26 protein-coding genes and 1 riboswitch are annotated in these 25,508 nt (G+C 41.3%); of the genes, 9 read left to right on the top strand and 17 right to left on the bottom strand.

Going from position 1 to position 25,508, the window contains the following annotated elements:
- The first annotated feature begins 14 nt into the window (after nt 1-14).
- Entirely contained in the window at nt 15-881 is an 867-nt protein-coding gene (gene asd, locus P20439_RS05265) for an archaetidylserine decarboxylase (protein WP_008465096.1), read from the top strand.
- Between the two features lie 102 nt (nt 882-983).
- On the opposite strand, the gene P20439_RS05260 is transcribed toward asd, so the two are convergent.
- The 8 genes from P20439_RS05260 to P20439_RS05225 form a co-directional block, all read right to left on the bottom strand.
- Entirely contained in the window at nt 984-1,769 is a 786-nt protein-coding gene (locus P20439_RS05260) for a HesA/MoeB/ThiF family protein (protein ID WP_008465093.1), read from the bottom strand.
- A complete protein-coding gene (gene thiE, locus P20439_RS05255; RefSeq protein WP_008465091.1) occupies nt 1,753-3,279 on the bottom strand; it encodes a thiamine phosphate synthase in 1,527 nt (508 codons plus the stop codon). The genes P20439_RS05260 and thiE overlap by 17 nt, the downstream gene beginning before the upstream one ends.
- Nucleotides 3,280-3,300: 21 nt before the next feature.
- Nucleotides 3,301-4,092: a thiazole synthase gene (locus tag P20439_RS05250; RefSeq protein ID WP_008115481.1), complete on the bottom strand. Its 792-nt coding sequence runs from the start codon at nt 4,090-4,092 to the stop codon at nt 3,301-3,303.
- A 5-nt stretch (nt 4,093-4,097) separates the two neighbouring features.
- Nucleotides 4,098-4,292 (bottom strand): sulfur carrier protein ThiS, encoded by a 195-nt coding sequence (gene thiS, locus P20439_RS05245; RefSeq protein WP_036932961.1) that lies wholly within the window; start codon nt 4,290-4,292, stop codon nt 4,098-4,100.
- 6 nt (nt 4,293-4,298) lie between these two features.
- On the bottom strand, nt 4,299-5,300 hold the full coding sequence (locus P20439_RS05240; protein WP_008465088.1) for an FAD-dependent oxidoreductase: 1,002 nt from the start codon (nt 5,298-5,300) through the stop codon (nt 4,299-4,301).
- A gap of 103 nt (nt 5,301-5,403) precedes the next feature.
- Nucleotides 5,404-7,356, bottom strand: coding sequence for a phosphomethylpyrimidine synthase ThiC (thiC, locus tag P20439_RS05235; protein WP_008465086.1), 1,953 nt, complete (start codon nt 7,354-7,356; stop codon nt 5,404-5,406).
- 142 nt (nt 7,357-7,498) lie between these two features.
- Nucleotides 7,499-7,605: riboswitch (TPP riboswitch) on the bottom strand.
- Between the two features lie 100 nt (nt 7,606-7,705).
- Nucleotides 7,706-8,104, bottom strand: a complete 399-nt coding sequence (locus P20439_RS05230; protein WP_013463956.1) for an META domain-containing protein — start codon at nt 8,102-8,104, stop codon at nt 7,706-7,708.
- A 126-nt stretch (nt 8,105-8,230) separates the two neighbouring features.
- A complete protein-coding gene (locus P20439_RS05225; RefSeq protein WP_008465083.1) occupies nt 8,231-8,629 on the bottom strand; it encodes a thioesterase family protein in 399 nt (132 codons plus the stop codon).
- A 102-nt stretch (nt 8,630-8,731) separates the two neighbouring features.
- On the opposite strand from P20439_RS05225, the gene P20439_RS05220 reads away from it, so the two are divergent.
- Nucleotides 8,732-10,831, top strand: a complete 2,100-nt coding sequence (locus P20439_RS05220; RefSeq protein WP_008465080.1) for a TonB-dependent receptor — start codon at nt 8,732-8,734, stop codon at nt 10,829-10,831.
- 277 nt (nt 10,832-11,108) lie between these two features.
- Here P20439_RS05220 and epmA read toward each other — a convergent pair whose 3' ends face one another.
- Together epmA and efp are read right to left on the bottom strand one after the other, a co-directional pair.
- A complete protein-coding gene (gene epmA / locus P20439_RS05215) occupies nt 11,109-12,083 on the bottom strand; it encodes an elongation factor P--(R)-beta-lysine ligase (protein WP_008115473.1) in 975 nt (324 codons plus the stop codon).
- Between the two features lie 60 nt (nt 12,084-12,143).
- Entirely contained in the window at nt 12,144-12,710 is a 567-nt protein-coding gene (gene efp / locus P20439_RS05210) for an elongation factor P (protein ID WP_010390517.1), read from the bottom strand.
- Between the two features lie 40 nt (nt 12,711-12,750).
- Between efp and epmB the strand changes: the two genes are divergently transcribed.
- Entirely contained in the window at nt 12,751-13,764 is a 1,014-nt protein-coding gene (epmB, locus tag P20439_RS05205) for an EF-P beta-lysylation protein EpmB (RefSeq protein ID WP_008115469.1), read from the top strand.
- Here epmB and P20439_RS05200 read toward each other — a convergent pair.
- Nucleotides 13,761-13,970 carry a hypothetical protein gene (locus P20439_RS05200; RefSeq protein ID WP_008115467.1) on the bottom strand — a complete coding sequence of 70 codons (210 nt, stop codon included), beginning with the start codon at nt 13,968-13,970 and terminating at the stop codon, nt 13,761-13,763. The genes epmB and P20439_RS05200 overlap by 4 nt on opposite strands.
- 116 nt (nt 13,971-14,086) lie before the next feature.
- On the opposite strand from P20439_RS05200, the gene P20439_RS05195 reads away from it, so the two are divergent.
- Nucleotides 14,087-14,377 (top strand): hypothetical protein, encoded by a 291-nt coding sequence (locus tag P20439_RS05195; RefSeq protein WP_008115466.1) that lies wholly within the window; start codon nt 14,087-14,089, stop codon nt 14,375-14,377.
- A gap of 53 nt (nt 14,378-14,430) precedes the next feature.
- Here the strand turns inward: P20439_RS05195 and P20439_RS05190 are convergent, their stop codons facing one another.
- A complete protein-coding gene (locus tag P20439_RS05190; RefSeq protein ID WP_008115465.1) occupies nt 14,431-14,919 on the bottom strand; it encodes a DUF3016 domain-containing protein in 489 nt (162 codons plus the stop codon).
- 251 nt (nt 14,920-15,170) lie between these two features.
- Between P20439_RS05190 and galE the strand changes: the two genes are divergently transcribed.
- Nucleotides 15,171-16,187 carry a UDP-glucose 4-epimerase GalE gene (gene galE / locus P20439_RS05185; protein ID WP_008115464.1) on the top strand — a complete coding sequence of 339 codons (1,017 nt, stop codon included), beginning with the start codon at nt 15,171-15,173 and terminating at the stop codon, nt 16,185-16,187.
- 76 nt (nt 16,188-16,263) lie between these two features.
- Here the strand turns inward: galE and zapE are convergent, their stop codons facing one another.
- Nucleotides 16,264-17,373: a cell division protein ZapE gene (zapE, locus tag P20439_RS05180; RefSeq protein ID WP_008115463.1), complete on the bottom strand. Its 1,110-nt coding sequence runs from the start codon at nt 17,371-17,373 to the stop codon at nt 16,264-16,266.
- 58 nt (nt 17,374-17,431) lie between these two features.
- Between zapE and rsuA the strand changes: the two genes are divergently transcribed.
- Complete coding sequence (gene rsuA, locus P20439_RS05175) at nt 17,432-18,130, top strand: 16S rRNA pseudouridine(516) synthase RsuA (protein ID WP_008115462.1); 699 nt, start codon at nt 17,432-17,434, stop codon at nt 18,128-18,130.
- 75 nt (nt 18,131-18,205) lie between these two features.
- On the opposite strand, the gene P20439_RS05170 is transcribed toward rsuA, so the two are convergent.
- Nucleotides 18,206-18,979: a YggN family protein gene (locus P20439_RS05170; protein ID WP_008115461.1), complete on the bottom strand. Its 774-nt coding sequence runs from the start codon at nt 18,977-18,979 to the stop codon at nt 18,206-18,208.
- A gap of 139 nt (nt 18,980-19,118) precedes the next feature.
- Complete coding sequence (locus P20439_RS05165) at nt 19,119-21,548, bottom strand: zinc-dependent metalloprotease (protein ID WP_008115460.1); 2,430 nt, start codon at nt 21,546-21,548, stop codon at nt 19,119-19,121.
- Between the two features lie 154 nt (nt 21,549-21,702).
- Here P20439_RS05165 and P20439_RS05160 point away from each other — a divergent pair, with 154 nt between their 5' ends.
- Entirely contained in the window at nt 21,703-22,671 is a 969-nt protein-coding gene (locus tag P20439_RS05160) for a class 1 fructose-bisphosphatase (RefSeq protein WP_008465072.1), read from the top strand.
- Between the two features lie 113 nt (nt 22,672-22,784).
- On the opposite strand, the gene P20439_RS05155 is transcribed toward P20439_RS05160, so the two are convergent.
- A complete protein-coding gene (locus P20439_RS05155; protein ID WP_008115457.1) occupies nt 22,785-23,111 on the bottom strand; it encodes a hypothetical protein in 327 nt (108 codons plus the stop codon).
- Nucleotides 23,112-23,154: 43 nt separating this feature from the next.
- On the opposite strand from P20439_RS05155, the gene P20439_RS18145 reads away from it, so the two are divergent.
- Nucleotides 23,155-23,505, top strand: a complete 351-nt coding sequence (locus P20439_RS18145) for a DUF5522 domain-containing protein (protein WP_035112598.1) — start codon at nt 23,155-23,157, stop codon at nt 23,503-23,505.
- A 1-nt stretch (nt 23,506) separates the two neighbouring features.
- On the opposite strand, the gene P20439_RS05150 is transcribed toward P20439_RS18145, so the two are convergent.
- Nucleotides 23,507-24,337 (bottom strand): sulfurtransferase, encoded by an 831-nt coding sequence (locus tag P20439_RS05150; RefSeq protein WP_008115454.1) that lies wholly within the window; start codon nt 24,335-24,337, stop codon nt 23,507-23,509.
- A gap of 210 nt (nt 24,338-24,547) precedes the next feature.
- Between P20439_RS05150 and P20439_RS05145 the strand changes: the two genes are divergently transcribed.
- A complete protein-coding gene (locus P20439_RS05145; protein WP_008465069.1) occupies nt 24,548-25,192 on the top strand; it encodes a glycosyltransferase family 2 protein in 645 nt (214 codons plus the stop codon).
- Nucleotides 25,193-25,508: the final 316 nt, after the last annotated feature.

Raw genomic sequence — 25,508 nt, 5'->3', positions numbered from 1 at the left:
TTAGGGAAAAACCTGTGAGTTTAGATAAATTTAAAATCGCCATGCAATATGCTATGCCAAAGCACTTTATTTCTCGTGTAGTAGGTAAGCTTGCAGCTGCAAAAGCGGGCGCATTAACCACAACATTAATTAAATTATTCATTAAACAATACAAAATAAATATGAGTGAGGCTAAATATTCTGATCCAGCTCACTATAAAACCTTTAATGAATTTTTTACCCGCCCATTAAAAGACGGTGCTCGTCCTATGGTTGAAGATGACGATATTATTATTCACCCTGTTGACGGCGCAATCAGTCAACTTGGCGATATTGTTGACGGCCAACTAATCCAAGCTAAAGGCCATGATTACAGCTTACAAGCGTTGCTAGGTGGCTCACAAGACGACACAACGCCGTTTTTAGGCGGTAAATTTGCAACTATTTACTTGGCACCAAAAGACTACCACCGTATTCATATGCCAATTGATGGCACGTTAAGCAAAATGATTTACGTACCGGGCGATTTATTTTCAGTAAATCCACTTACCGCGCAAAACGTACCGAATTTATTTGCCCGTAACGAACGTGTAGTAGCAATTTTTGAAACTGAAATTGGCCCGCTTGCTATGGTCCTTGTAGGCGCAACCATTGTTGCTAGCATAGAAACTATTTGGGCTGGCACAGTCACTCCACCAGCTGGCAGTGATGTGTTTAGCTGGAATTACCCCACTAAAGGCGAAAACGCGATTAACCTTAAAAAAGGGGAAGAAATGGGTCGCTTTAAATTAGGCTCAACAGTTGTGCTTGCATGGGGTGCAGATAAAGCCGATATTTTTGATGATCAACGCCCTGAAACAGTCACCCGTTTAGGCACTGCGTTTGCAAAAATTGATGATTAATAAATAGTACCAGTTGTCTGGTTGAGATTAAAAAACACCGTGTTTATTTTCTATAATCACGGTGTTTTTGTAGACGTAGAGCTTGCGACGTTAAAAGCGAAGCTACTCTTTACTCATACTGCTACACTCTCTACACGCTAAATTTTTAGCCATCTTAAAATGCTGTTGCTTTAAGCTTAATGCGTCAAAGGTTATAAACACACTCCCCCCAAAATGACCTAACAACATATTAAGAGTTAGCTGTGCCTGCATAGAGCCAATTACCCCAAGTAAGGGACTAATAACGCCCGCATTGTCGCAATTAACAACAGGGTTAGCATCACTGTGTGGAAATACGCAGCCATAGCAAGGGCTATCTGTTTGCCTAAAGTCAAAGCCCATTAATTGCCCTTGAGTTGCTAGCGCTGCTGCAGAAATTAATGGTATTTTGTTGTTTACGCAAAAACGATTGACGGTGTAACGAGTCGCAAAGTTATCAGAGCAATCAAGTACAATATCGGCGTTATTTAATAGTGCATCACTGTTAGCAGCGCTCAACTTTTGCGAGTGAGTCACTATGTTTATTTGATTATTAAGGCTCGCAAGCACCTTTCCTGCTGCATTTACTTTTTGCTGCCCTAAGTGATTCACTTTATAAAGTATTTGCCGCTGTAAATTAGATAGTTCAACGGCATCGTCATCAATTAATATTAGTGTGCCAATGCCAGCCGCTGCTAAATAAAGTAGCGCAGGACTTCCTAGCCCGCCTGCACCTACCACAGCAACGGTTGCCTCTTTAAGTGTTAACTGCCCTTCAAGCCCCACTTCTTTTAATAATAAGTGACGGCTATAGCGCAGAGTTTCTTTGTCGCTCAGTTGCTGCGCTTGCATGTTAGCAGGCATTCTCATTTATCACCGATTTTAAGGTATTGATTGCCTCTACATAATCATCAGCCTCGGTAATAGCACGTACCACGGCCACACTGCCCACGCCCGTTTTAGCAACCTCTTGCGCCCTGTCTAAATCAATTCCGCCAATAGCCACTGTAGGATAGCTTTGCATTAGTGGCACAAACCGAGTTAGCTTTTCAAGCCCTTGAATTTGGCCTGTCATGTCTTTGGTGGTGGTAGGGTAAATCGCGCCAAAGGCCATGTAACTTGGGCGGTAATTGTGCGCCCGAAGCATTTCATAAAAGCCATGGGTAGAAAGCCCAAGTCGCAGGCCTGCTTCTTTTATAGCTGCTAAATTGGCGTTCTCTATGTCTTCTTGTCCTAAATGCGCACCATAGGCGCCATGTTTAATTGCCAGCTGCCAGTAATCGTTAATAAACACATGCGCACTGTATTGCTGACCCAAAGCGACCGCGCTTGCGACTAATTGTTCCAGCTCATCTTCGCTTTTATTTTTAACTCTTAACTGCGCTGTTTTAATACCATTTTGTAAGCATTTTTCTAACCACTCTACACTATCGACTACCGCATAAGCGCCAAGCGCTTTGCTTTCACACGCAGCAAAGTCAGCTGCCATATTAAAATCAAGCGGTACATCAAAATCTAGCTCATCACCCAACCAACTACCCGCTTCAATCACTTGAGGGTAATGCGCTAGGTCAGTCGGAAACGACGTTTGTGCAACCGGCCCTATCCCCTCGCCATAGCGAACTGATTGCTTTAAACCTTGGTTTATATAGGCTTTAGCTAAAATAAACGCATCTTTTAACGGATAGTCTTTTGCAAGACATGCAGCAATAACAGACGCCATACTACAGCCAGTGCCATGATTGTGCGGAACCTGAATTTTTTCATTACCCAACCAGTACTCTTCACCACCTTGTGAGCAGTAATCAATACAGTAACCACTTGGGTAATCCCAATGCCCGCCTTTTATAACCACCGCTTTGGCACCCCATGCCATTAGTTTGCTTGCTGCTTCTTTAATTGCTGCGGGGCCAATTAAATACACACCTGTTAATAACTGTGTTTCATGGGTATTAGGGGTAATTACATCCACCAGCGGTAATAGGCATTCTTTAATCGCGCTTACAGTGTCTTCTTCTGTTAGTACGTCACCGCTTGAGGCAATAGCCACAGGGTCGTACACAATCACCGGCGGGGTTGGCCACTTCGCTTTGTAATGGCTAATATGCTCACTGATCAATTGAATTTGCTGCACGTTAGCTAACATACCAATTTTAATTACTTTGGCTTTCATGTCTTTTTCGAGTGCCAATAACTGCGACTCAATCACATCAGTAGAGACGGGATTAATCGCCTCAACACCTAAACTGTTTTGTGCTGTTAGTGCGGTAATCGCAGTACAACCGTGCACACCAAAGCTTTGCATTGCTTTAATATCAGCTTGAATACCTGCGCCACCGCCGGAGTCTGAGCCCGCAATCGTCCATACTACATTGTTCATAATGACCTACTTCCTAATTTTTTACGTTTGATGCCAAAATGGCATACCCATTGTGGGGGTTGATGGGGCCGCAACGTCTTTTTCTGGCATTGCTTTGGCGTTATAAGCAAAGCGCCCTGCTTCAACCGCTGCTTTAAATGCACGTCCCATGGTAATAGGGCAACCCGCGCCCGCTATGGCTGAATTTAATAATACCGCATCATACCCTAATTCTAAGGCTTGGCAGGCATGCGATGGTAAACCTAACCCAGCATCAACAATTAATGTGCTGTTAGGTAAACGCTCCCGTATCGCCTTTAAGTTATAACTATTTAATAATCCCTTACCGGTACCAATTGGCGCGCCCCATGGCATTAGCACCTCGCAGCCTAATTCATCTAAACGCTGGCAAAGCACTAAGTCATCGGTGCAGTAAGGCAGTACTTTAAACCCATCTTTAATTAAAATCTCAGTGGCTTCAAGCAGAGCAAAAGGATCTGGCTGTAAGTTATAATCATCGCCAATTAATTCCAGCTTAATCCAATCGGTAGCAAATACTTCTCGACACATTTTAGCTAAATTAATGGCCTCTTTAACACTGTGGCATCCTGCTGTGTTAGGTAAAACTTTGAGCCCTGTATTCTTTATAAGTTGCCAAAAATCATCTCCTGCAGCTGCGCTTTGCTGGCGACGTAAAGACACAGTAACAATATCCGCTCCTGAAGCATTAATTGCTTTAGTCATCGTCGCGGGAGATGGGTAAAGCGCAGAGCCAATCAGTAATCTACTTGAAAATTGCTCGCCATAAATAGTGATATTATCGGGAGGTAACATAATGGTTACCCTCCTTGAATCGGAGATAACACATCAATGCAATCACCATCATTAAGTGTGTAGTTAGCATGTTGCTCTTGAGGTACAAACTGGCCATTAATGGCTACTGCAAACGGTGCTTTAGCACCATACTCAATTAAACACTGTTTTAGTTCGCTACTTGTTAGGGTGAGCGCTTTACCATTAATTATTATATCCATCATTCTTCACTCTATTCTGGCAACAGCATCAGCAACTAAACTCGGCGCGAGCATGTAGCCATGGCGGTATAATCCATTAATACTAATTACCTGCCCCAGTTGTGTAACTTGTGGGCAGTTATCGCTAAACGCAGGGCGAAGCCCGGTTTGAATATTTAACAGTCGAGCCTCGGCAAAACCGCTGTGCACTGTATAAGCGGCTGAAAGTAACTCCAACGTTGAACGCACCGTTGCCAGCCCATTATCTTGAGACTCAATTTCGGTGGCACCAATCACATATTCATGATTCGGCTTAGGTGCTATATAAATAGGATAACGCGGATGCATTAACCTCACTGGCCGAGATAAATTAACCTCGGGTGCATAGAGTCTTGCCACTTCCCCGCGCACGCCTCGAAGGGGCTGTTCTTGTTTGGCTCCAAGCCCTCTGCAATCAATAATGTAATCAAACTCTCGATTATTCACTTTGTTATCAAAGATGCTGGCGCGCTGATTAAATACAAACTTTACTTTGCGCTTATTTAGCAACCTAAAGCTGGCTTTGTAAAAGGCTTGGTTATCTATCTGCGCTTCACCGGGCAAAAATAGGCCTTGGCTAAATCGACCAGCCAGTTCAGGTTCTAGTTGCTCAATTTGCTGCGCATTGACTGCTTCAGCACTAAAATTTAGTAACGGCTTGATTCGCTGTGCAAAGCTTTGTAAGTCGCCTTTATCCTGCGGATGAGCAACCACTAGGGTACCTTGCTGTTGAAAAAATACCTCGCTATTTAGTTGTTCTAAAATAGCAGGCCATCGAGTGATAGAATCCACTCCCAATAGCGCTAAATCATGTTCACACATAACCGATTCAGCTAGCGGTGCCAGCATAGCCGCCGCCACTTTACCCGCACTATTTTGGGTATGCTCATCATCAGCTTCAAATACAGTAATACGGTGCTGCTTACTTAACTCAAGCGCCGCCAACCGCCCCGCTAAACCAAATCCCACCACAGCAATGTCATAAAACATAAACACTCCTACATTTAGCTGCGAGCTGCGGGTCTCTGGCTTCGAGCAACAAGATGCTAAGATAAACATTTCGCTACTCGATGCTCGCAACCCGCAATCTATTTTATATTGCTTTGTGGTAAATCTCTGAGCCTGTTTGTTTAAACTCTTCAGATTTAGCTTTCATCTCGGCTTCTACATCAACCATTTTTATTTCAATGGCATCGCCCACGTTATTAGGATCAATACCGCGCGCTTCTAGATCTTTTGCGTAGTCGCGTACTTCTTGGGTTATTTTCATGGAACAAAATTTAGGGCCGCACATAGAACAAAAATGCGCCACTTTGCCTGATTCTTGCGGTAATGTTTCATCATGATATTCACGAGCACGAACCGGGTCTAAACCAATGTTAAATTGGTCATGCCATCTAAACTCAAAGCGCGCTTTTGATAGCGCGTTATCTCGCTCCTGTGCACCTGGGTGGCCTTTGGCTAAATCGGCCGCATGTGCGGCAATTTTGTAAGTAATCAGGCCTTCTTTTACATCTTCTTTATTAGGTAACCCTAAGTGCTCTTTAGGTGTTACGTAACACAACATCGCACAGCCATACCAAGCAATCTGCGCTGCACCAATCCCTGAGGTTATATGGTCGTACCCCGGGGCAATATCTGTGGTCAGTGGACCTAAAGTATAAAACGGGGCTTCGTCACAATGCTTAAGCTGTTCATCCATATTCGCTTTGATCATATGCATAGGCACATGTCCAGGGCCTTCTATGAACACTTGTACATCATGCTTCCAAGCTATTTTAGTCAGCTTTCCTAAAGTACGTAGCTCACTAAATTGTGCTTCGTCGTTCGCATCGGCAATTGAACCCGGGCGCAAACCATCACCGAGTGAAAAGCACACATCGTATTGCTTTAAAATTTCACAAATATCTTCAAAGTGTGTGTATAAGAAGTTTTCTTTGTGGTGTGCTAAACACCATTTAGCCATAATTGAGCCACCACGTGACACAATACCGGTTACGCGTTTTGCTGTCATTGGCACATAACGCAGCAGCACACCAGCATGAATGGTAAAGTAATCAACGCCTTGTTCTGCTTGTTCAATCAGGGTGTCGCGAAATATTTCCCAGGTGAGGTCTTCTGCTACGCCATTTACTTTTTCAAGTGCTTGGTAAATTGGAACCGTACCGATAGGGACTGGCGAATTACGCACCAGCCATTCACGGGTTTCATGAATGTAACGCCCTGTTGATAAATCCATTACGGTGTCGGCACCCCAACGGGTTGACCACACCATTTTTTCAACTTCTTCTTCGATAGATGAACCCACTGATGAATTACCAATATTGGCATTTACTTTAACTAAAAAGTTGCGACCAACAATCATAGGTTCAGTTTCTGGGTGATTAATATTATTAGGTAAAATAGCGCGCCCACGAGCAATTTCATCGCGAACAAATTCAGGAGTAATAAACTCAGGAATACTCGCGCCAAACGACTCCCCTTTATGCTGCGCAGCTAGTAACTCTTCACGTATTTGCGCACGCCCCATGTTTTCACGTATCGCAACATATTCCATTTCTGGGGTAACAATCCCTTGGCGAGCATAATGCATTTGGGTGACATTTTTACCCGTTTTTGCACGGCGTATTTTTGGAAGGTGTTCAAAGCGAATATGATCTAGCCCGTCGTCAGCCATACGCTGCTGTGCAAACTGTGAGGTTACCGACCCGAGTACTTCGGTATCATTACGGCTCTCAATCCATTGTTCACGGTATTTATTAAGCCCCTTACGTACATCTAATTTAAACTCAGGATCGGTATACGGGCCTGATGTATCGTAAACACGCAGCGGCGCATTTGGCTCATACACGGGGTTTTCATCTGTGCCACCTATGAATGTATCGCTTAATGTTATTTCGCGCATACCCACACGCACGCCTTGCAGGCTTCCTTCAACATACACTTTATGAGAGCTTGGAAATGGTTGACCCGTTAGGTTATAAATATAGTCAGATGCAGCAGCACGAGTTTCTCGGCGCGACGATTTTTTTGTAGTGTTTGACATGACTTACCTCATTGCTTAAGGGTTGTCTTGCCAGATATTCCGATGGAATAGAGAAAGATCGTAAAGTAGCTTTATGCCACTTTGCAGCCTAAATTGACGGGTTTGATGTTGTTGTACGCATAAAAAAAGACGCACAAGCGTCCCGTTTAGGCAGCTTGTTCCCTACGCAGGTATTAACCTGATCAGGTTCACGGATCCCGCTTTCGCGATCTCAGCCTAAATAAAACTTAGGCACTCCGACAAGTAGTTAAATTGTTCGTTGATTTGATAATGTTTTAATCAAATCTGCTATGAGTGTACGCCAGTTGAAAATTCCCCGCAAGGGGCTGTTTTTCAAAATGTGTAAAATTTACTTAGGGATAAACACAAATTTTTGCTCGCCTTGCATCACCAATTTTTGGTCTTGCAGGTTAAGCTCGGCACCTTGCTTAAGCGCTTGTAAAAACTGCTGTTCAAACTCATCCAGTTCAGGGCCGCATGATTTGCGTGTCATACCTAATTTACTTACGCTCAAGCTGCTATCTTCAAGCGAACCTTCACCAAAAAACTTATTGCATCCGGCAAAGCCATTTATTTGTAGCGCTTCTATAAAGCTCATTGATGCTTTAAAAGATGCGGGAATGGCCAAACCATCAACCTTTGATAATTGCCATTGTGTATATTTTAGCTGCTCAGTGGTAACTGTCCCTGTTGATGCGCAACCAACACATAAACCGATTACAAGCATCGGTATTGCTGCTAATTTCATGTTACTACTAACTTATTGTCTAATTAGTGTAATAGTATCAATATTTGTCAGGTTTATCCGTTAAAAATGCATGTTTTAAATGTAAATTTTTGTTCTAAGCTAATTTAAAAGCAGTACTATTTGGAATTAAGCAATTGCTTGGAATAAGTTATCTATCTGTGGTGGTAAAAATGGACGACCTTTCTCGTTAACCGACGTACCTATTACTAAGGCATTGAGCATCACTTTTTCGTCTAATTTGCGAACTACCGTTTGTTTAAACGCAAATTTAAGGCGACTAATGCGTACAGGCTCTACTGCTACATAAAATTCATCCGCTGGCTTTAAAGACTGCTTGTAATCCATTTCACTGCGAAGTACCACTAAGTTAATTTTATCTTTAGCAAGTTGTGCAAAATCAACACCCTGTGCGTATAAAAACTCATGACGAGCGTGCTCCAGATAATTAAAATAAACACTATTATTTACAATACCTTGTAGGTCACATTCATAGTCGCGTACCTTAAAGTCTACTTTAAAGGTCATATTAGTAATCCCAATTATTTAACGTATAATTGCCGCGTTTATAGCACAAGTGTTGAAATAATTGCTACCATACAAGTCCCTAAAATGGAGTTAAGTAACCTAATGAACTTACGTTTGTCTTTAATTACAGCCACGTTATTACCCTTATTCGCTGCCCCTATCTATGCTAACGCAGATGACACCGAACTAGAGAAAATCATTGTTACCGGTGACTTTCAGCAAGAAAGCATTCAAACATTAAGTGCCAGTGCCAGCTTATTTTCTGAAAATGAAATGAATCAACGTGGTGCAACGTATTTAGACGAAATGTTAGCCAGTGCTGCCAATGTAAACTTTGCTGCAGGTGCGTCTCGCGGGCGCTATATTCAAATTCGCGGTGTCGGTTTACGCTCGCAGTTTGTTGACCCAATAAACCCATCTGTAGGTTTGGTGATTGATGGCATTAATTATTCAGGCTTAGGGGGTAGTTCATTATTGTTTGATATTGACCAAGTAGAAATTTACCGTGGTCCTCAAGGTACGCGTTTTGGTGCAGATAGCATGGCGGGCATGATCCAAATGCAATCAGCTAATGCAACCAGCGATCCTAGCTTAAAATTACATTTAGGTGCTGGCACTTATAACAGCCACGAAGCAGGCCTTGCTGCTAGTACAGGCTTAACAGATGACACCAGTGCCCGCGTTAGCTACTTTCGCAGAAAGTCTGACGGCTACGTAGACAACCTTTATTTAGATAAACCCACTCAAGATCAAGATGAGCAAGTTGCACGCTTTAAATTAAACAGCCAACTCACAGCTCATTTAAATTCAGAACTTAACCTGCATTATATCGATATTAATAACGGCTACGATGCATTTACTCTTGATAATTCTCGCAACAGTCTTGCTGATCAACCAGGCGAAGATAATCAACAAAGTTATGCTATTGGCCTGAATAATACTTACACTGGTTTTGATACCTTTGATGTCAGCTTAAACCTTTCAGCCATTGATACAGAACTTTTTTATAGCTTTGATGAAGACTGGGTGTGTAACGATACTAATAAGCCGCAATTATGTGCCGCCGGTTTACATCCTGATGGTTATAGCTCAACAGATATTTATAGTCGCGATCGTGATGATCAAGCGCTCGATCTGCAGTTTACTGGTAAAGCTGGTAACTGGGTGGCGGGTATTTACTATCAAAACCGAGATGTGGATTTAGAGCGTCAATATACGTGGTTAGCCAATCCGTTTGCGTCAACCTATGAAACCAATAACATTGCAGCTTATGGCCAGTTAGCCACTAAAATAGGCCCAAAAACTACGCTTATTACTGGTTTACGAATTGAGCAATATCAAGGTGATTACACCGATAGTAACGGCTTTATTGAAGAAACTGACGATATTATGCTCGGTGGTAAAATTGCACTTGAATACCAAGTTATTGACCGCACCATGATTTATACCAGTATCACCCGCGGTTACAAAGCCGGTGGTATTAATTCAGAAGCGCTAGCAAAAGCAAAAGATGAAGGTTTAAGCTTAGATGCTGATTTTTTCAAACAGCATACCAGCTTTGACCCAGAGTACTTGTGGAGTGGTGAGTTTGGTGTTAAAGGCTCATCGCTAGATGACAAGTTTACCCTGCGTTTAGCTGCTTTTTATATGCATCGCGATAATATTCAATTAAAGTCGTGGCAAGTATCAGATCAACAATTTACCGGTTATGTCGCCAATGCCAGCTCTGGCAGCAACTACGGTCTTGAAATTGAAGGCAGCTACTTACTTACTGATAATTTACTCATTAGCGGTAGCGCTGGCTATTTAGATACGAAAATAAACGACTTTGTAACTAAATCAGGCTTAAACCAAGATGGCCGCGAGCAAGCACAAGCACCTAAATATCAATACGCATTTAGTGCACGCTACAATGTTACTGATGAGCTATATGCTATGTTAGGTGTTGAAGGCAAAGATGATTATTACTTCTCAGACAGCCATAATGCACAAGCTCCGAATACAAACTTAGTAAATGCGAGCCTTGGTTACGAAGCAGAAAACTGGGCTGTTCGTGCGTGGGCACGTAATGTGTTTGATGAAACCGTTCCAACTCGCGGCTTTGAATTTGGTAACAACCCGTTAGATGGTTATACAAGCCAAACTTATATTCAACTAGGTGAGCCACGTGTAGCGGGCGTTACGTTTACACTCAATTTGTAATACAGCTACCAGTTGTCAGTTAGGGATAAAAAAACACCGCGTTTAATGCAAACGCGGTGTTTTAGTTTTGTGTAGGCGAGTAGCTTGCTGCCGCTCGCGCAGTCCAAATGGTTTAAACAAATTACAGTTAAAAATGTAGCTTTCAGGTTTTGGCTTTCGGCGGTCAGCAAAAAATTAACCAAGCATTGTGTTTAGATTTTATATAAGCGGGGAACGCACATCAGCTCGAATCCCGCCGCCCTAAGCTCGTCGCCGGCAACCCGAAGCGATAATTCACCTAAGCTCTGGCCACATCAAACGCAATCACTTCTTTTATTTTTTGTTTATTGGTTGCTAGCATCACTAATCTATCAATCCCTAATGCAACCCCCGCACATTGCTCTAAACCATGTTCCAATGCTGCAATTAAACGCGTATCCATAGGAACCTGCTTTAAGCCATTGGCAGCACGGTAGGTGTTATCTTCGTTAAACCTTTTTGCTTGTTCTTTAGCATTAGTGAGTTCATTAAAGCCGTTAGCCAGCTCCATATTTTTGTAATACAACTCAAAGCGCCCTGCTACACGCTCATCGTGTTCACAAATTTGTGCCAGTGCCGCTTGTGATGCTGGAAAGTGATACACAAAACATGGCTTATCTTGCCCTATTGTTGGCTCTACTTTCATACAAAATAATAATTGTAGTAAGGTATCTTTATGAGTCTCATTTTTAGCAATATCAGCAAAGCCATGTTCGCATGCGAGTTGTTGTAACTGCGTGATAGAGGCAGTTAATGGATCGACCCCTAACGCGCGTTCAAATGCCTGTTGGTAGGTAACGCGCTCTGCAGGAGCAACCTCAAGAATGAGCTGCATTAGCTCATCTATTTCGTCCATTAAAGCAAATTCGTCAAACCCAGGCCGATACCATTCGAGCATAGTAAATTCAGGATTATGATGACTGCCTGCTTCTTCATTTCTAAATGCCTTACAAAGCTGAAAAATAGCGCCTGAGCCAGCTGCTAACAAGCGTTTCATCGCAAACTCTGGAGATGTTTGCAAAAACAGGGGTAGCCCACCAGCATGGCCTGGGCCCACAAATGTAGTATTAAAGCTGGCTAAATGCACATCGGTTACACTGGCAGCACTTAAACTCGGTGTTTCGACTTCCATTACATTACGCTCATAAAAGAATTCCCGAATGCTGCGCATAATTGCTGCTCGTTGCTTAAGTATCTCTATGCTGGCACTCGGCTTCCAAAGATCTGCTGACATATTTTCTCCAAAAAAAATCCCAGCTTAAGCCGGGATTTAATTAATAAGACGCGTTGCTGCTTACTTAACACGGCTCACGTATTCACCATTACGAGTGTCTACTTTAATTACTTCGCCAATTTGTACGAATAATGGAACACGTACTACAGCACCTGTGCTAAGCGTTGCTGGTTTACCACCCGTACCCGCTGTATCACCTTTAAGGCCCGGATCAGTTTCAGTGATCTCAAGCTCAACAAAGTTTGGTGGAGTAACAGCAATTGGGCTGCCGTTCCATAATGTAATAGTACATACATCGTTTTCAACTAACCATTTGCCAGCATCGCCCAGTGCTTTTTCGTCAGCAGCGATTTGTTCAAATGTTTCATTGTTCATGAAATGCCAAAATTCACCGTCTGTGTATAGGTACGCTAAATCGGTATCCATTACATCAGCACCTTCAACCGATTCACCCGATTTAAAGGTTTTTTCAAGTACCTTGCCAGAGATAAGCTTACGGATACGAACACGGTTAAACGCTTGGCCTTTACCCGGTTTTACCATTTCATTTTCTAAGATACTGCAAGGTTCGCCGTCCATCATAATTTTTAGGCCGCCCTTGAACTCGTTGGTGCTATAATTCGCCATCGTTTCCTCTATTTATATTTTTCGAGTAATCTACGTGCCAATGATACAAAGAAATGAAGCAAATTTGCATAAAAACTGGCAAAAAGAATTAGCAAATGTAGTTACCTGCCCAAAAGTGTTGTTAGAAATGGTTGGTTTATCGAGCCAAGTCCATGAAAACGACATAAAAGCTCGTAGCTTGTTTCCTGTTCGTGTGCCATTGCCTTTTATAAAAAAAATTCGTCATGGCGATGCAAATGATCCTTTATTGCTGCAAGTTATGCCTCGCCATCAAGAATTTTTAACTAAGTCGGGGTTTAATAAAGATCCGCTACTTGAGCAAGATAACAATCAACCAGGTCTGTTACATAAATATCAATCACGTGTTTTAGTCATGTTTAAAACTGGTTGTGCGGTAAATTGCCGCTACTGCTTTAGACGCCATTTTCCTTATCAAGAAAACCAGTTAAATAAACGCAGCCTTATTGATGCATTGAGCTATATACAAGCTGATAAAAATATTAACGAAGTGATTTTAAGTGGTGGCGATCCACTAATGGCCAAAGACGATGCCATAAGCTGGTTTTTAGATGAGCTTGAGCAAATACCACAAATAAAACGGATGCGCATACACAGCCGCTTACCCGTTGTGATCCCTGCACGCATTACTGAACAATTATGTGAAAGATTAGCAAAGTCACCACTAAAAATTATATTCGTGAACCATATTAACCATGCTAACGAAATAGATAATGACTTTAAAAACGCCATGAAGATGCTAAAACAAGCCAATGTACTGTTATTGAATCAGGCGGTTATTTTAAAAGATGTTAACGATACCGTTGATGCACAAATTAACTTAAGTGAAGCACTATTTGATGCAGACGTAATGCCTTATTACTTACACCTACTGGATAAGGTAGAAGGCGCAAGTCATTTTGATATAGATGAGGCGCAGGCCATAAAAATAATGGCAGAGCTTTTAGAAGCCCTGCCAGGATTTTTAGTGCCTAAACTGGTAAGAGAAATAGGGGGCCAAAAAAGTAAAACCCCTATTGACCTCAAATTGGTTTAAACATAAACGTTTACATTATTTCCAAGTGTTGCAGTAACCGACTTAGCCGGTGTTTGCGCACTTGAGGATTGTGTAGCACCTTCAATAAGCGCAAGTGCAGCGGCGCCATCAGCTTGCTGTTGCTTTTTAGATAAAGCAGCAGTTAAAACCTCTGCGCCTTGGCCTGCACCAGGGATTGTAGGTAGATTTCCACCTGATATATTCATAACTCACACCTGACATTTAAATGTAATACACGTATTATAGTCGTTGAATTGGTAAATTACTTTACCAACCCACTTAAGTATTTATCGGCAACATTGCACTAAGCTTTAGGAAAACCATGGATTCTATAATTGAACAACTCAACGCCAACTTAAAAATTGTTTACCGTCAGGCGCTTGATGCTGATAAAAAACTCGATGAGTTACAACAGCAAGGCCACGGAAAATTTAAAGCCTTATTTGCCGAGGACGCTGGATTTAGCTTTGAAGCTAAACGCTTTAAGCCGTACGTTTTAGACGTTGCCGCTGATGTAGAAAGCTTATCGAGCGACGGTTTTGATGAAGAAAAGCTAAAACAAGCAGTTATTAAACTACAAAACTTACTAACCTTGTTGGCCACCTTTAAGTAAGCACTCTGGGCTTACTGCGCAAAACACCTGTTGAACAGATGTTTTGCGCTATGTTACTTAATTCGCGGTAAAACTTGCTCACCAAACCACTCTGTTAATAAGCGTTTTTCGTAGTAAAACGCTTCATCTCGACCCATTTTAATTTTATCCATAAAACCCATATCTTTTAGACTTACGTTATCTTCTTGTGCGACAACGCCACTTTCATCACTAAGCACATAGTTAAATTCAATGCGTGGAAAGTGAATGGGTTTAACCACCCGAATTTCGTTAACACCGCCATAGCGTACGTCTCCGGCTAAATCTAAATCGGTGACTTCAATTTTTAAACTGTAGTTTTTAGGAAGTTGCTCGCTGAGCTTTGCAAAGTGTTCATCAATACTTTTGGCTATTTGCTTATGGTATGAGCCTTTAGTTTGGTTTGATGGGCGTACATCGCGATAATCATTAAAGTCATGCCATTTCACTTGAGCCTCACCCGCGCAAACAACACTCGGTAGTGCAATACACATCAACATTGCTATTTTTTTAACTAAGTTCATACGTTTCTCCAACGAGTATTTTGATCATTGTGATCAATTGAATATTTTACAAATCGCTATACATCACTTTAGCAATTACATATGAACTATAACTTAATCTTTACGCTGAGGTGTTATTAAAATTGCACAAAATGTAATCGAAAGTACGGTTTACGATCATACTATTACAAAGCAAATAAAATAATACATGTAAAAACTCATTATTTATGGTGAAATTAGGGTAATTGAACAGAGGTTTCCAAGGAGCATTCATGGCAATTTTAGTAACCGGTGGCGCAGGCTATATTGGCTCACACACCGTTTTAGAACTTTTACAGCAAGGCAGCGACGTTATCGTTATCGATAACTTAAGTAACTCCTCTGAAGAGTCACTTGAGAGAGTGAAAAAAATAACCGGTAAAGCAATTACTTTTTATCAAGGTGATATTTTAGATAAATCCTTTTTAGACTCAGTATTTGCAAAACATAACATTGATAGTGTAATTCATTTTGCAGGTTTAAAAGCGGTTGGTGAGTCGGTAGCCAAACCAATCGCGTATTATCAAAATAACGTACAAGGAACATTAACACTAGTTGATGCTATGCGTGACGCGGGTGTGTTTAAACTGGTATTTAGCTCATCTGCAACAGTTTATGGTGACCCTGCAAGCTTACCAATACGCGAAGACTTCCCCGTTGGCGGTACAACCAACCCATATGGTACGTCTAAACTAATGGTTGAAATGATGCTGCAAGATATCGCTAAATCAGATGAGCGCTTTGCGTTTGCTATTTTGCGCTACTTTAATCCTGTTGGTGCACATGAGTCAGGTTTAATTGGTGAAGATCCTAATGGCATTCCTAATAATTTACTGCCTTTCATTTCACAAGTTGCGGTTGGTAAATTAAAGCAGCTCGCTATATTTGGCGATGATTACGACACGGTAGATGGTACTGGTGTGCGCGATTACATTCATGTTGTGGATTTAGCCTTAGGGCATTTAAAAGCACTTGATAAAATAGCCGCAGAAACCGGCGCACTTGTTTATAACCTTGGTACCGGTAACGGCTATTCAGTATTACAAATGGTCAATGCGTTTATTAAGGCTAGCGACCAAGCTATCCCTTATGCGGTGTCGCCTCGTCGCCCTGGTGATATTGCAGCCTGTTATGCTGCGCCAGAAAAAGCCCTTAGTGAACTAGGTTGGCAAGCTGAGCGTGGTATTGATGTGATGATGCAAGATACTTGGCGCTGGCAATCAAATAATCCAAATGGATACAGAAAATAGAGGTTTTAGGTTTTAGGTTTTAGGTTTTAGTTTGATATGAGCCTAAAACCTTATTCCTAGCACCTCTTTTTTACCTCTACCAGTTTTGCATTTCAACAATGCGAGACTGGGTTCGCGCATATTCAAAACTTAATTTTTTACCTTGATACAACTCGTTAATGTCAGCCTGGGCATTAATAACCAGTAATTTATGGCAATCATAAAACTCATCGACTAAGGCAATAAAACGCCTAGCTTCATCATCAAGAGTATGTTCATCTAACTGCTGCTTTTCGCGCTGATAGCTGTCTTCTATACCATGCACAATAACTTTACCAGTTGCCTCTTTTCCCATTATTGGCACATTCGCGATGTATACTACCGAAAACTGTTCTGCTAAAAACATATAGTCATTGGCGCTACGAGGGCCTGAGCACAATGCCATAAAATCAATTAGTAAAGCATCGTCAGTTTTTAATAAATAAGGAAGCACTCGGCCATGCACAGTTATTGTATTATTACGCATTGCATGAGAATGTGCGGATAAAAACCCAGCCTCAAATTCAGCATCGGGCAAGTTAATAAAATAATGACGACTGCTTCTACCGTACCTGAAGCGGTGGTCTTCCTCCCCCGCTACGTTAATTACATGACAATGCGCATTTATTAAATCGATAGTTGGTAAAAATCGCGCGCGTTGCAAACCGTTGTAATAAAGTTGCTCGGGTTTTGCGTTAGAGGTTGCGACTAGTACCACGCCTTGTTCAAACAAAGCGTTAAATAACCGAGCCATGATCATGGCATCACCAATATCACTAACAAAAAACTCATCAAAGCACAGTACCTTTATCTCTTTGGCCCACTGTTTAGCTATTATTTGTAGCGGATTTTTATCCCCTTGTAACTTGGCCAATTGAGCATGAATTTTTTCAATAAAGTGATGAAAATGCAGGCGCTGCTTTTTTTCTGTGGGTAAGTTTTTATAAAATAAATCCATCAGCATAGATTTACCTCGGCCAACAGGACCGTATAAATATACCCCTTTGATTAACCGTGCTTTTTGCCACCAGCTTGTTGGCTGATTTAATTGCTCACTCAAAGACTGTAACGCACTCACGGCTTGGTGCTGCGCCGCATCAAAAACAAGCTCTCCTGATGAAACTTTGCGGTGGTACAGGCTTAAAATTTCTGTGCTGGGCTCTGTCATGGTATTTCACTATCCGCTATACTCGCGGTCATTGTAGCCGACTAAAAATGTGAACAACATGAAATTTCCTTGCCGTTTAGATAAATTTATTAGCCATTTAGCAGAGTTACCACGCTCAAAAGCCCGTGCGGCAATAAAAAGCCAAGCGGCTAGCGTTAATGGCGAGGTGATCACGGCATTCGACTTTCAAGTTACTCAACAAGATGACGTGCTGTTTTATGACGAGCCATTAGTTTTTTTAGGTAAACGCTACTTTATGCTCAATAAGCCGGTAGGTTATGTATGCGCTAATTCAGATGAGTTACACAAAACCGTATTTGATTTGCTTGATGAGCCAAACATGGCCGATTTTCACATTGCTGGGCGTTTAGACATAGACACCACTGGCCTAGTGCTTATTACTAACGATGGCGACTGGTCACACAAAATTACCTCGCCGAAAAAGAATAAATTTAAAACCTATTTGGTTGAAACCCAAGAGCCGATTACCGATGATGCACTGCAGCAATTACGCGACGGTGTACAGCTTCACAATGAAAAAGATTTAACTCGCCCTGCTATTGCTGAGCGCTTGGGGAATTATGGTTTACGCTTGTCTATTTCTGAGGGTAAGTATCACCAAGTAAAACGTATGCTAGCAGCGGTAGATAACAAAGTAGTTGAATTACATCGTGAACAAATTGCGGGTATAAAGTTAGGTGAAGATCTGGCTGCAGGTGAATACCGCCCACTAACCGCCGCAGAGATAAAACTGTAAGGCTGTTTAGGTATTAGGAAAACAGCTTCAAACTGACCGCAGCCCTTTCTGAAACCTGACGCCTAAAACCTGCTCTTATGATTTAATCTGCACTAAATCAAAGTCTGTCATCCCGGGTACAATGGCTTGTAGGCGAGACTCTGTAATATCAAGAGAATTTAAGCATTCACAATATTCAGAGGCTTTAAGTTCTAATTGGTGGGCTTTTTTTTGCAACGACTTATCGATTTCTTTGGTGATGATATCCATGCGTTGCCCCATGTCGTTCATGCGGTCTTCTATATTGCCTTCTCGAGATTTAAACGCATCCCCGAGCGACATTAAAATAGCCCCCAAAGAGCCATGTACTGCAGAGTGTATTTTTTGGCTAATTTCTTTAGTAAAAAAATCATCAATTTGGGAAAGCGATTGAGGGGCTATAAAAAAGAAGTCGTCGCCACGCTTAAACTTATCCATAAGTGCACGCTCTACATATTGTAATTGCGTTTTTAGCACTTCGGGTTCTTTATCTGACATGCCCTCAACAACATGCTCAATAGCACTAAGCCCAAGGTTTACGCCATCAGTCGCTAAATCGACCAGCTCTGGAACCGTTTGACGAATACCATTGCTAAATTGTTCTAGCACTTTACTTTCGTCGGTACTTAAATCGACCCAGTAGCCTCGAATAAACAGTTGATTATTATTGTTAATTTGCACCCTAGTTTGGCCTTTATCAACAATACGGATCACATCATCGGTAATAATTAAACCATGACGAAGTTCAACATCACATTGCTTTTGTGCGATTGCATTGCAGCTTAAAAGTGCCATTGATAACGCCAATATCGAACGAGATAAAAACGCCATAAACACCTCAAAAAGACTAAAATAGGGGGTGGCTAGATTAACAAAAAACCAACTTTATGCAAGCAAAAGTAACACCCTAAAAACAAGGCACCATGAAACGTAACGTTTATACAGCGCCTTTATCCTCTGGCTTGTACTATTAAATAGGTGAGCCTGGTGGTATGGGTAACGCTTTAAAGTTATCAGGCCACTGGCCTGTTGTTAAAAACTGATTAATTTGCGCCGCTAAATAGTCTTTAAATGCGCTGTCACCTACTTCAGGATGGCTCAGTAAAGAGTGTTGATTAAACTCATCCGCTAGTTTATTTAAGTAAAAATGCAGTTGCGCTTGCACCTCTGGACTTAGTGTTTGGCTAGCGACAAGATCAGCCATAGTTTTTGCCGTTAAGTACTGTACTCGTTGCGTTACTTTTCCTGTCATGGTGGCAGGCGCTGATACATTAAACACCTGCTTATTTAATTGTTTAAGCAGCTCATCTAAGCCATAAAAGCGGTTATCACGTGCTTGTTGCTGTGCTAAACGATTTAATCGTTGAGCATTAAGTAATAGCGATAAGCTATGCTGCGCGGCGACTTCAGGTAATGCAAGTGCATCCATAGTTAAGCCGGTACGACCCACTATACTTTCTCGTGATTTAGACTCGCCATACGCTTTAGGTACGATTAAGGAAAGTATCGACTCTGGAATCGTTAAGTTGCTTGCTTTTAGGGTCGCTAAAATGGCATTAACCGCTTGTTGTTGAGCATCTTTAGTTACAACTTGAGCGCCTTTAACGGGTGCATCACTGCGTATCTCATAGTCATAATCAACGCCCGCGATAAGCTTAGCAACCGCTTCAACTTGATAACGGTGGAACAAATAAAGCGGTACTAGCTTTTCTTCCAATTGCGATAGCGCAACCCCAGTTTTTATATTATTAATACCAAACTGCCCAAGCGCCTGCTTTCGCACATCAAGCACTCTAAGTAATTCTTCACTTGGATTACTGCCATTATCCCAAAGATGCGCTGTAGGGTGCGCCCCACCTTTTGCACGGGCATCACTGTCAGAAATAAACGCCAAACCTTGCGCTTTATTTTGCTGTAAAATAGCAGCGAGTGCTGCGCTTTCATCTTGGCCGGTAAAATCACTGTAGCCATATTTGATCACTTGGGTATCCCATGCCCCCATGCCTTTAGCATAACCTTGAGATACATCTAACTGACCATTATCTGCAAAGCTCAATAACGGATGTGGATAATCCATCACCGAAGCACGATTATTTACTGACGCAGCAAAGTTGTGCGCAATACCCAGTGTATGACCAATTTCGTGAGCACTGAGTTGACGAATACGATCAAGTGCCATTGCCTGTAAGGTACTTGCTACTTCATTGCCTTTTAAATAAGGCGCTGCCAGTGATTCAGCAATTAAAATATCTTGGCGTACTCGTAGCGATCCTAGTGTGACATGGCCTTTAATAATTTCGCCTGTACGTGGGTCTATAATTGAACTGCCATAAGACCAACCACGAGTTGCGCGATGCACCCATTGAATAACGTTGTAGCGCACATCCATAGGATCAGCATTATCTGGTAGCACTTTAACTTCAAATGCATTTTTATATCCTGCTGCATTAAAGGCGTCATTCCACCATTGCCCGCCTTCTAATAAAGCCGTTTTTACTGGTTCAGGTACGCCAGGGTCTAAGTAATACACAATGGGTTCGACCGGTTCACTTACAGCCAGACTCGGATCTTTTTTTATTAACCGATGGCGTGGAATGTGACGCACATACATAGACTCATCGAGCCCTGCTGCATAATTTTTATGCTCCACACTCCAATAACCCGATTGCGGGCTGAATTTACGTGGCGTGTAATTGTCATCAGGCAATTTGATTAATGAATGGTGCATATGCACGGTTAGCGCGTATGGATCAGCACTCACTTGGCGCACATATTCACCTGGTTTAGACCCTTTAAAGGTGAGAATGGCTTCAAGTTCAGTATTTTTTACAAATGCTTTTGAGCGATTCATAAATACCGCACTGCGTGACTCATCAAGGCTAAACTGCCCTTGCTTGCGCGCAGCTAAAGTACGGCTTACGCCATGTACATCGCTTAGTAAATAGGGGGTGTAATCAATTAATGCAGCATTGTCATCTTGCGCGACAACTTTAAAACCCGCCAAAATACTGGATGCAAACGCTTCTTTAACGCTTTGCTGCTCTGCTAGATTACTTGTGTTAGCACGGTAGTAAGTATTTACAGCGCGCAACATAACCTTATTGCCGAAGCGCTCAAACTGTACCAAATAAGTACCGCCTAATTGGCCTCTATCTAAACCTATGTCGTTAGAACCAACGCCATAAGGTAAGCTGTGTTGTAATAAAAATTGTTGTTCAAGTTTATCGACCTTTAAATACACATTGCCGTTTTGCGTATCGTAAAAGAAAGAAAAATAACCCGGGAAATGGTTCATTTTTTCAGTAAATTCGTCAATAGACTTAATTGCTGCGTGCGCTTGGGTTATCATACAGAGCAGCACAGTAAAGAGTATGTAACTTAATCGTGATATTTTTTGCATAATCTTATCTTTGTTATTAGCGTTTTAAATGCGATGTAGCTACCCCATTATAGGGGGTTATTTATACAATACAGTTATTTAAGACGAATTTCAGCGCTCTAAACTAATTTCTCTCACATTATGATTAGTTTTAACACGTTATCAGGAAAAAAGAATGCGTAGACTCCCACCAGTATTACTAGAAGATGGCTGTTCAAGAGAACTTTTGTCGTTAATTCGTACTATTTTAGCGGCATGTAAAGAAATTTCATTTCGCGTCGGTCAAGGTGAATTATCGGGCGTATTAGGCTCAACCCTCGATGAAAACATTCAAGGCGAAACACAAAAGAAACTCGATGTACTGTCTAATCAGTTATTAAAAGATATATTGCTGGAGTCAGGCACAGTTAAAGCGATTGCCTCTGAAGAAGAAGATTATACCGTTGCCGGTAATCCAGATGCTGAGTACATTGTTGCATTTGACCCACTTGATGGTTCGTCAAATACCGATATTAACTCGCTAGTAGGCACTATATTTTCTATTATGAAAGCGCCGGTGGGCTCTGATGCTGCTGATGAAAAGATTTTTATGCAACCTGGGCATCAACAAGTAGCTGCAGGTTACGTACTGTATGGGCCATCGACCATGCTTGCGCTAACAACGGGTAAAGGTACACGCATGTTTACCTTAGATAAAACCCAAGGTAGCTTTTTACTTACCCAAGATTTTGCCGCTATTTCTGCTAAAACCAATGAATTTGCAATTAATGCCTCAAACCAGCGCCACTGGGAACCGGCGATGCAAAACTACATTAATGATTTACTTGCCGGAGATACAGGCCCTCGTGCTCAAAACTTCAATATGCGTTGGATTGCTGCAATGGTTGGCGATGTACACCGTGTACTTAGTCGTGGTGGCTTATTTACTTACCCAACTGATACTAAAGATCCTAATAAGCCTAACAAACTGCGTTTACTTTACGAAGCAAACCCAATGGCAATGCTAGTAGAGCAAGCAGGTGGTATTGCTTCAACAGGCACTGAGCGTATTATGGATATTCAGCCTGATGCCATCCATCAGCGTGTTGCGGTTATTTTAGGCTCTAAAGACGAAGTAGAAACTTGCTTGAGCTATCATAAGTAAACTTTAAGAACAGGTTTTAGGTTTCAGTTGTCAGCTAGAGATTAGCCCAGTAGTGGTTACTAACATCTGAAAACTGTTGCTTAAAACCTTTCATACTTTCTGATAACCACCTGCTACTGTTGTAACAGCTTTAACAACTGTGCGAGCTTTTGATGAGTCAACTCGCCCATTTGCTCGCTATTACTTAGCGCGTAAATAACACCTTCATGCTCAGCGCAATTTATGTCATCTCGCGACTCAATAACATTTGCCCACAGCTGTAAATCGTCAATATCAATTTCTTTATTGAAACAACGCGTAAGTACATTAATTAGTACAGGCTTTGTGAGTGTGTACAGGTAGATTTTATTGCTTGCTGCGGTTGAAACAATCACACTAATGGCACTATCTCTTTGCTCGCCAAATGTAATAAATTCAGCCAATGCTTTTTGTATATTCATAATGTTTGTTATTCTTGCTGCTCTACTGTTAATAAGACCTAAAATGACCCAGATAAACTGCAGCCAATGTAATACAACGCTTAACTGTAATGTTAATGATATAACCGCATGTTGGTGTTATCAGTTACCCGCTATTTTACCACTCAATGATACAGCAACCAGCTGCTTATGCCGATCATGTACTCTTGCTAAAATAAATAGCTATTTAGAGACTATATACACCCAACCAATAAAAGCTCAAATCGCTTTTGCTAAACAATTTAGAAGCAATGATAATTTAATTGAAGGGTTAGATTACACCATGCAAAATAGTTACATGGTGTTTAGTAAGTGGTATTTTTTAAAACGGGGTACTTGCTGCAAAAACGGGTGTAAAAATTGTCCCTACAATTAATCTACTCTCCCGCTGCAATTGGCAGTGAACTGTCGGCTCCCCATTCACTCCACGAGCCATCGTACACACTTAAATTACTATAGCCGCATTCATCAGCGAACAGCGCAAGCGCACAGGCAGTAACGCCAGAGCCACAGCTAAATTGTAAGTGGGTTGCATTACCAACTAATTCATTAAACTTTGCCTTTATAAAGTCGAGTGATTTTGCCTCGCCATTTTCTAATAGACTATTTAAAGGTAGCGAATAGCTATTAATAATATGGCCGCTGCGCATTCCGGCTCTTGGCTCACTACTTTTGCCGGTAAAGCGCTCATAAGCGCGTGCATCTAAAATAACTGTATTGGCATCCTCAGTAGCACTTAGCACCTGTTTTTTATCAATAAAGTAATCAGGCCGGTATTGAGCAATAAAATCGCCTTTTAATGATGCTTGTGTATAGTTTGATTCAACCGGAAGCCCAAGTTCAAGCCACTTGGCTAAACCGCCACTGAGGACTTTTACGTTATCAAACCCCATGGCTTTAAACATCCACCAAGCTCTAGCTGCACTGAATAACCCTGCATCTTCATAAATCACCACAAGTGAATCGTGATTCACTCCCGCTTTTTGCATCACTTGAGTAAATTGTTCTGCACTACACAAGGTATTAGGCAATGGGTTTGAGGGATCTGCGAGTTCTTTTTTGATATCAAACCGTTGTGCTTTAGGTAGCATGGCAACGGGTGAGTACTCCCCCGCAGCTGAGGGACGTAACATACCCGCATCAAAAATAACCAGGTTAGCTTGCTTTAAACGCATGTTAAGCCACTTTGCATCAACAAGATGTTTCATAAAAAATCCCCTAGAGTAAAGAACCATATAATCAAACTATTAGATTAAACAATACTAAGTAATTAGGTAATATCAACTTTAGCATTGGTTATTTAAAAATAGCTATAAAAATGGTCATAGAAGTAATACTTTGGAATACTATAGTAGCTAATTTGTAGATGGATTTATGTTAGGATCTATCGTCAGTAACTTAATTATGAGAAGAATATTTTGAAACTATCTGTTTGTATTATTTGTAAGAATGAGGAAAATACAATTGCCCGCTGTTTAGAATCAGTTAAATGGGCTGACGAGATTATTCTGCTTGACTCAGGCAGTACAGATAATACACTCGAAATTGCAAAAAAATACACCGATAAGATATTCATTAGAGAGGATTGGCAAGGATTTGGCGAGCAACGTCGAAGAGCTGAACAGTTAGCTAGTAACGACTGGATTTTTGCTATTGACTGCGATGAAGAAGTTAGTGAAACATTAAAAAATGAGATACTTAATACTTTGCCTAGGTGTAGTGAAGAAAATGTATTAAGAATAAATCGGCTAACATATTTTTGTGGCCAGTTTATTTATCACAGTGGCTGGCACCCTGATCATATTGCCCGTATATACAACAAGAAAAAAACAAGTTACAACAGAAACTTAGTGCATGAATCTGTTATAACAAAAGACTGTGAGCTAATTACACTAAAAGAAAACATTTTACACTTCCAGCACCAAGATATTTTTACCTATCTTAATAAAAGAAACCACTATGCTAACTTAGGCGCAAAGCAAATAATTCAAAAAGGAAAAAAGCCTCATTATCAAAAGCTACTGGCTCTGCCATATTTGCTTTTATTCGACATTATTTTTTAAGGCTAGGTTTTTTAGATGGAAGAGCCGGTTTCGTTATAGCTGTTATCCAAAGCCAATACAGTTTTAACAAATACCTTTTCTCAGCTTATAAATAATATATAGCTTTCATAGAATAATACTATTGAGTCTAATTACATATACTGGATTTTTTAAATGAATCTATTTCGCTTAAAGACTATTAAGCTACAAACAATAAAATAATTAACCTGAGATCTGGTTAAGCCAACATTAGATTATTACTCTCTAAAATTTCAAGTTCTTGCGATGTTAAATCTAATGACGGCTTTTCCTCTTTTAGGCAATAGGCAATAGGCAA

The organism is Pseudoalteromonas sp. BSi20439 (assembly GCF_000241165.1).
Lineage (GTDB): Bacteria > Pseudomonadota > Gammaproteobacteria > Enterobacterales > Alteromonadaceae > Pseudoalteromonas.
This window is presented reverse-complemented; position numbering and strand designations above follow the sequence as displayed.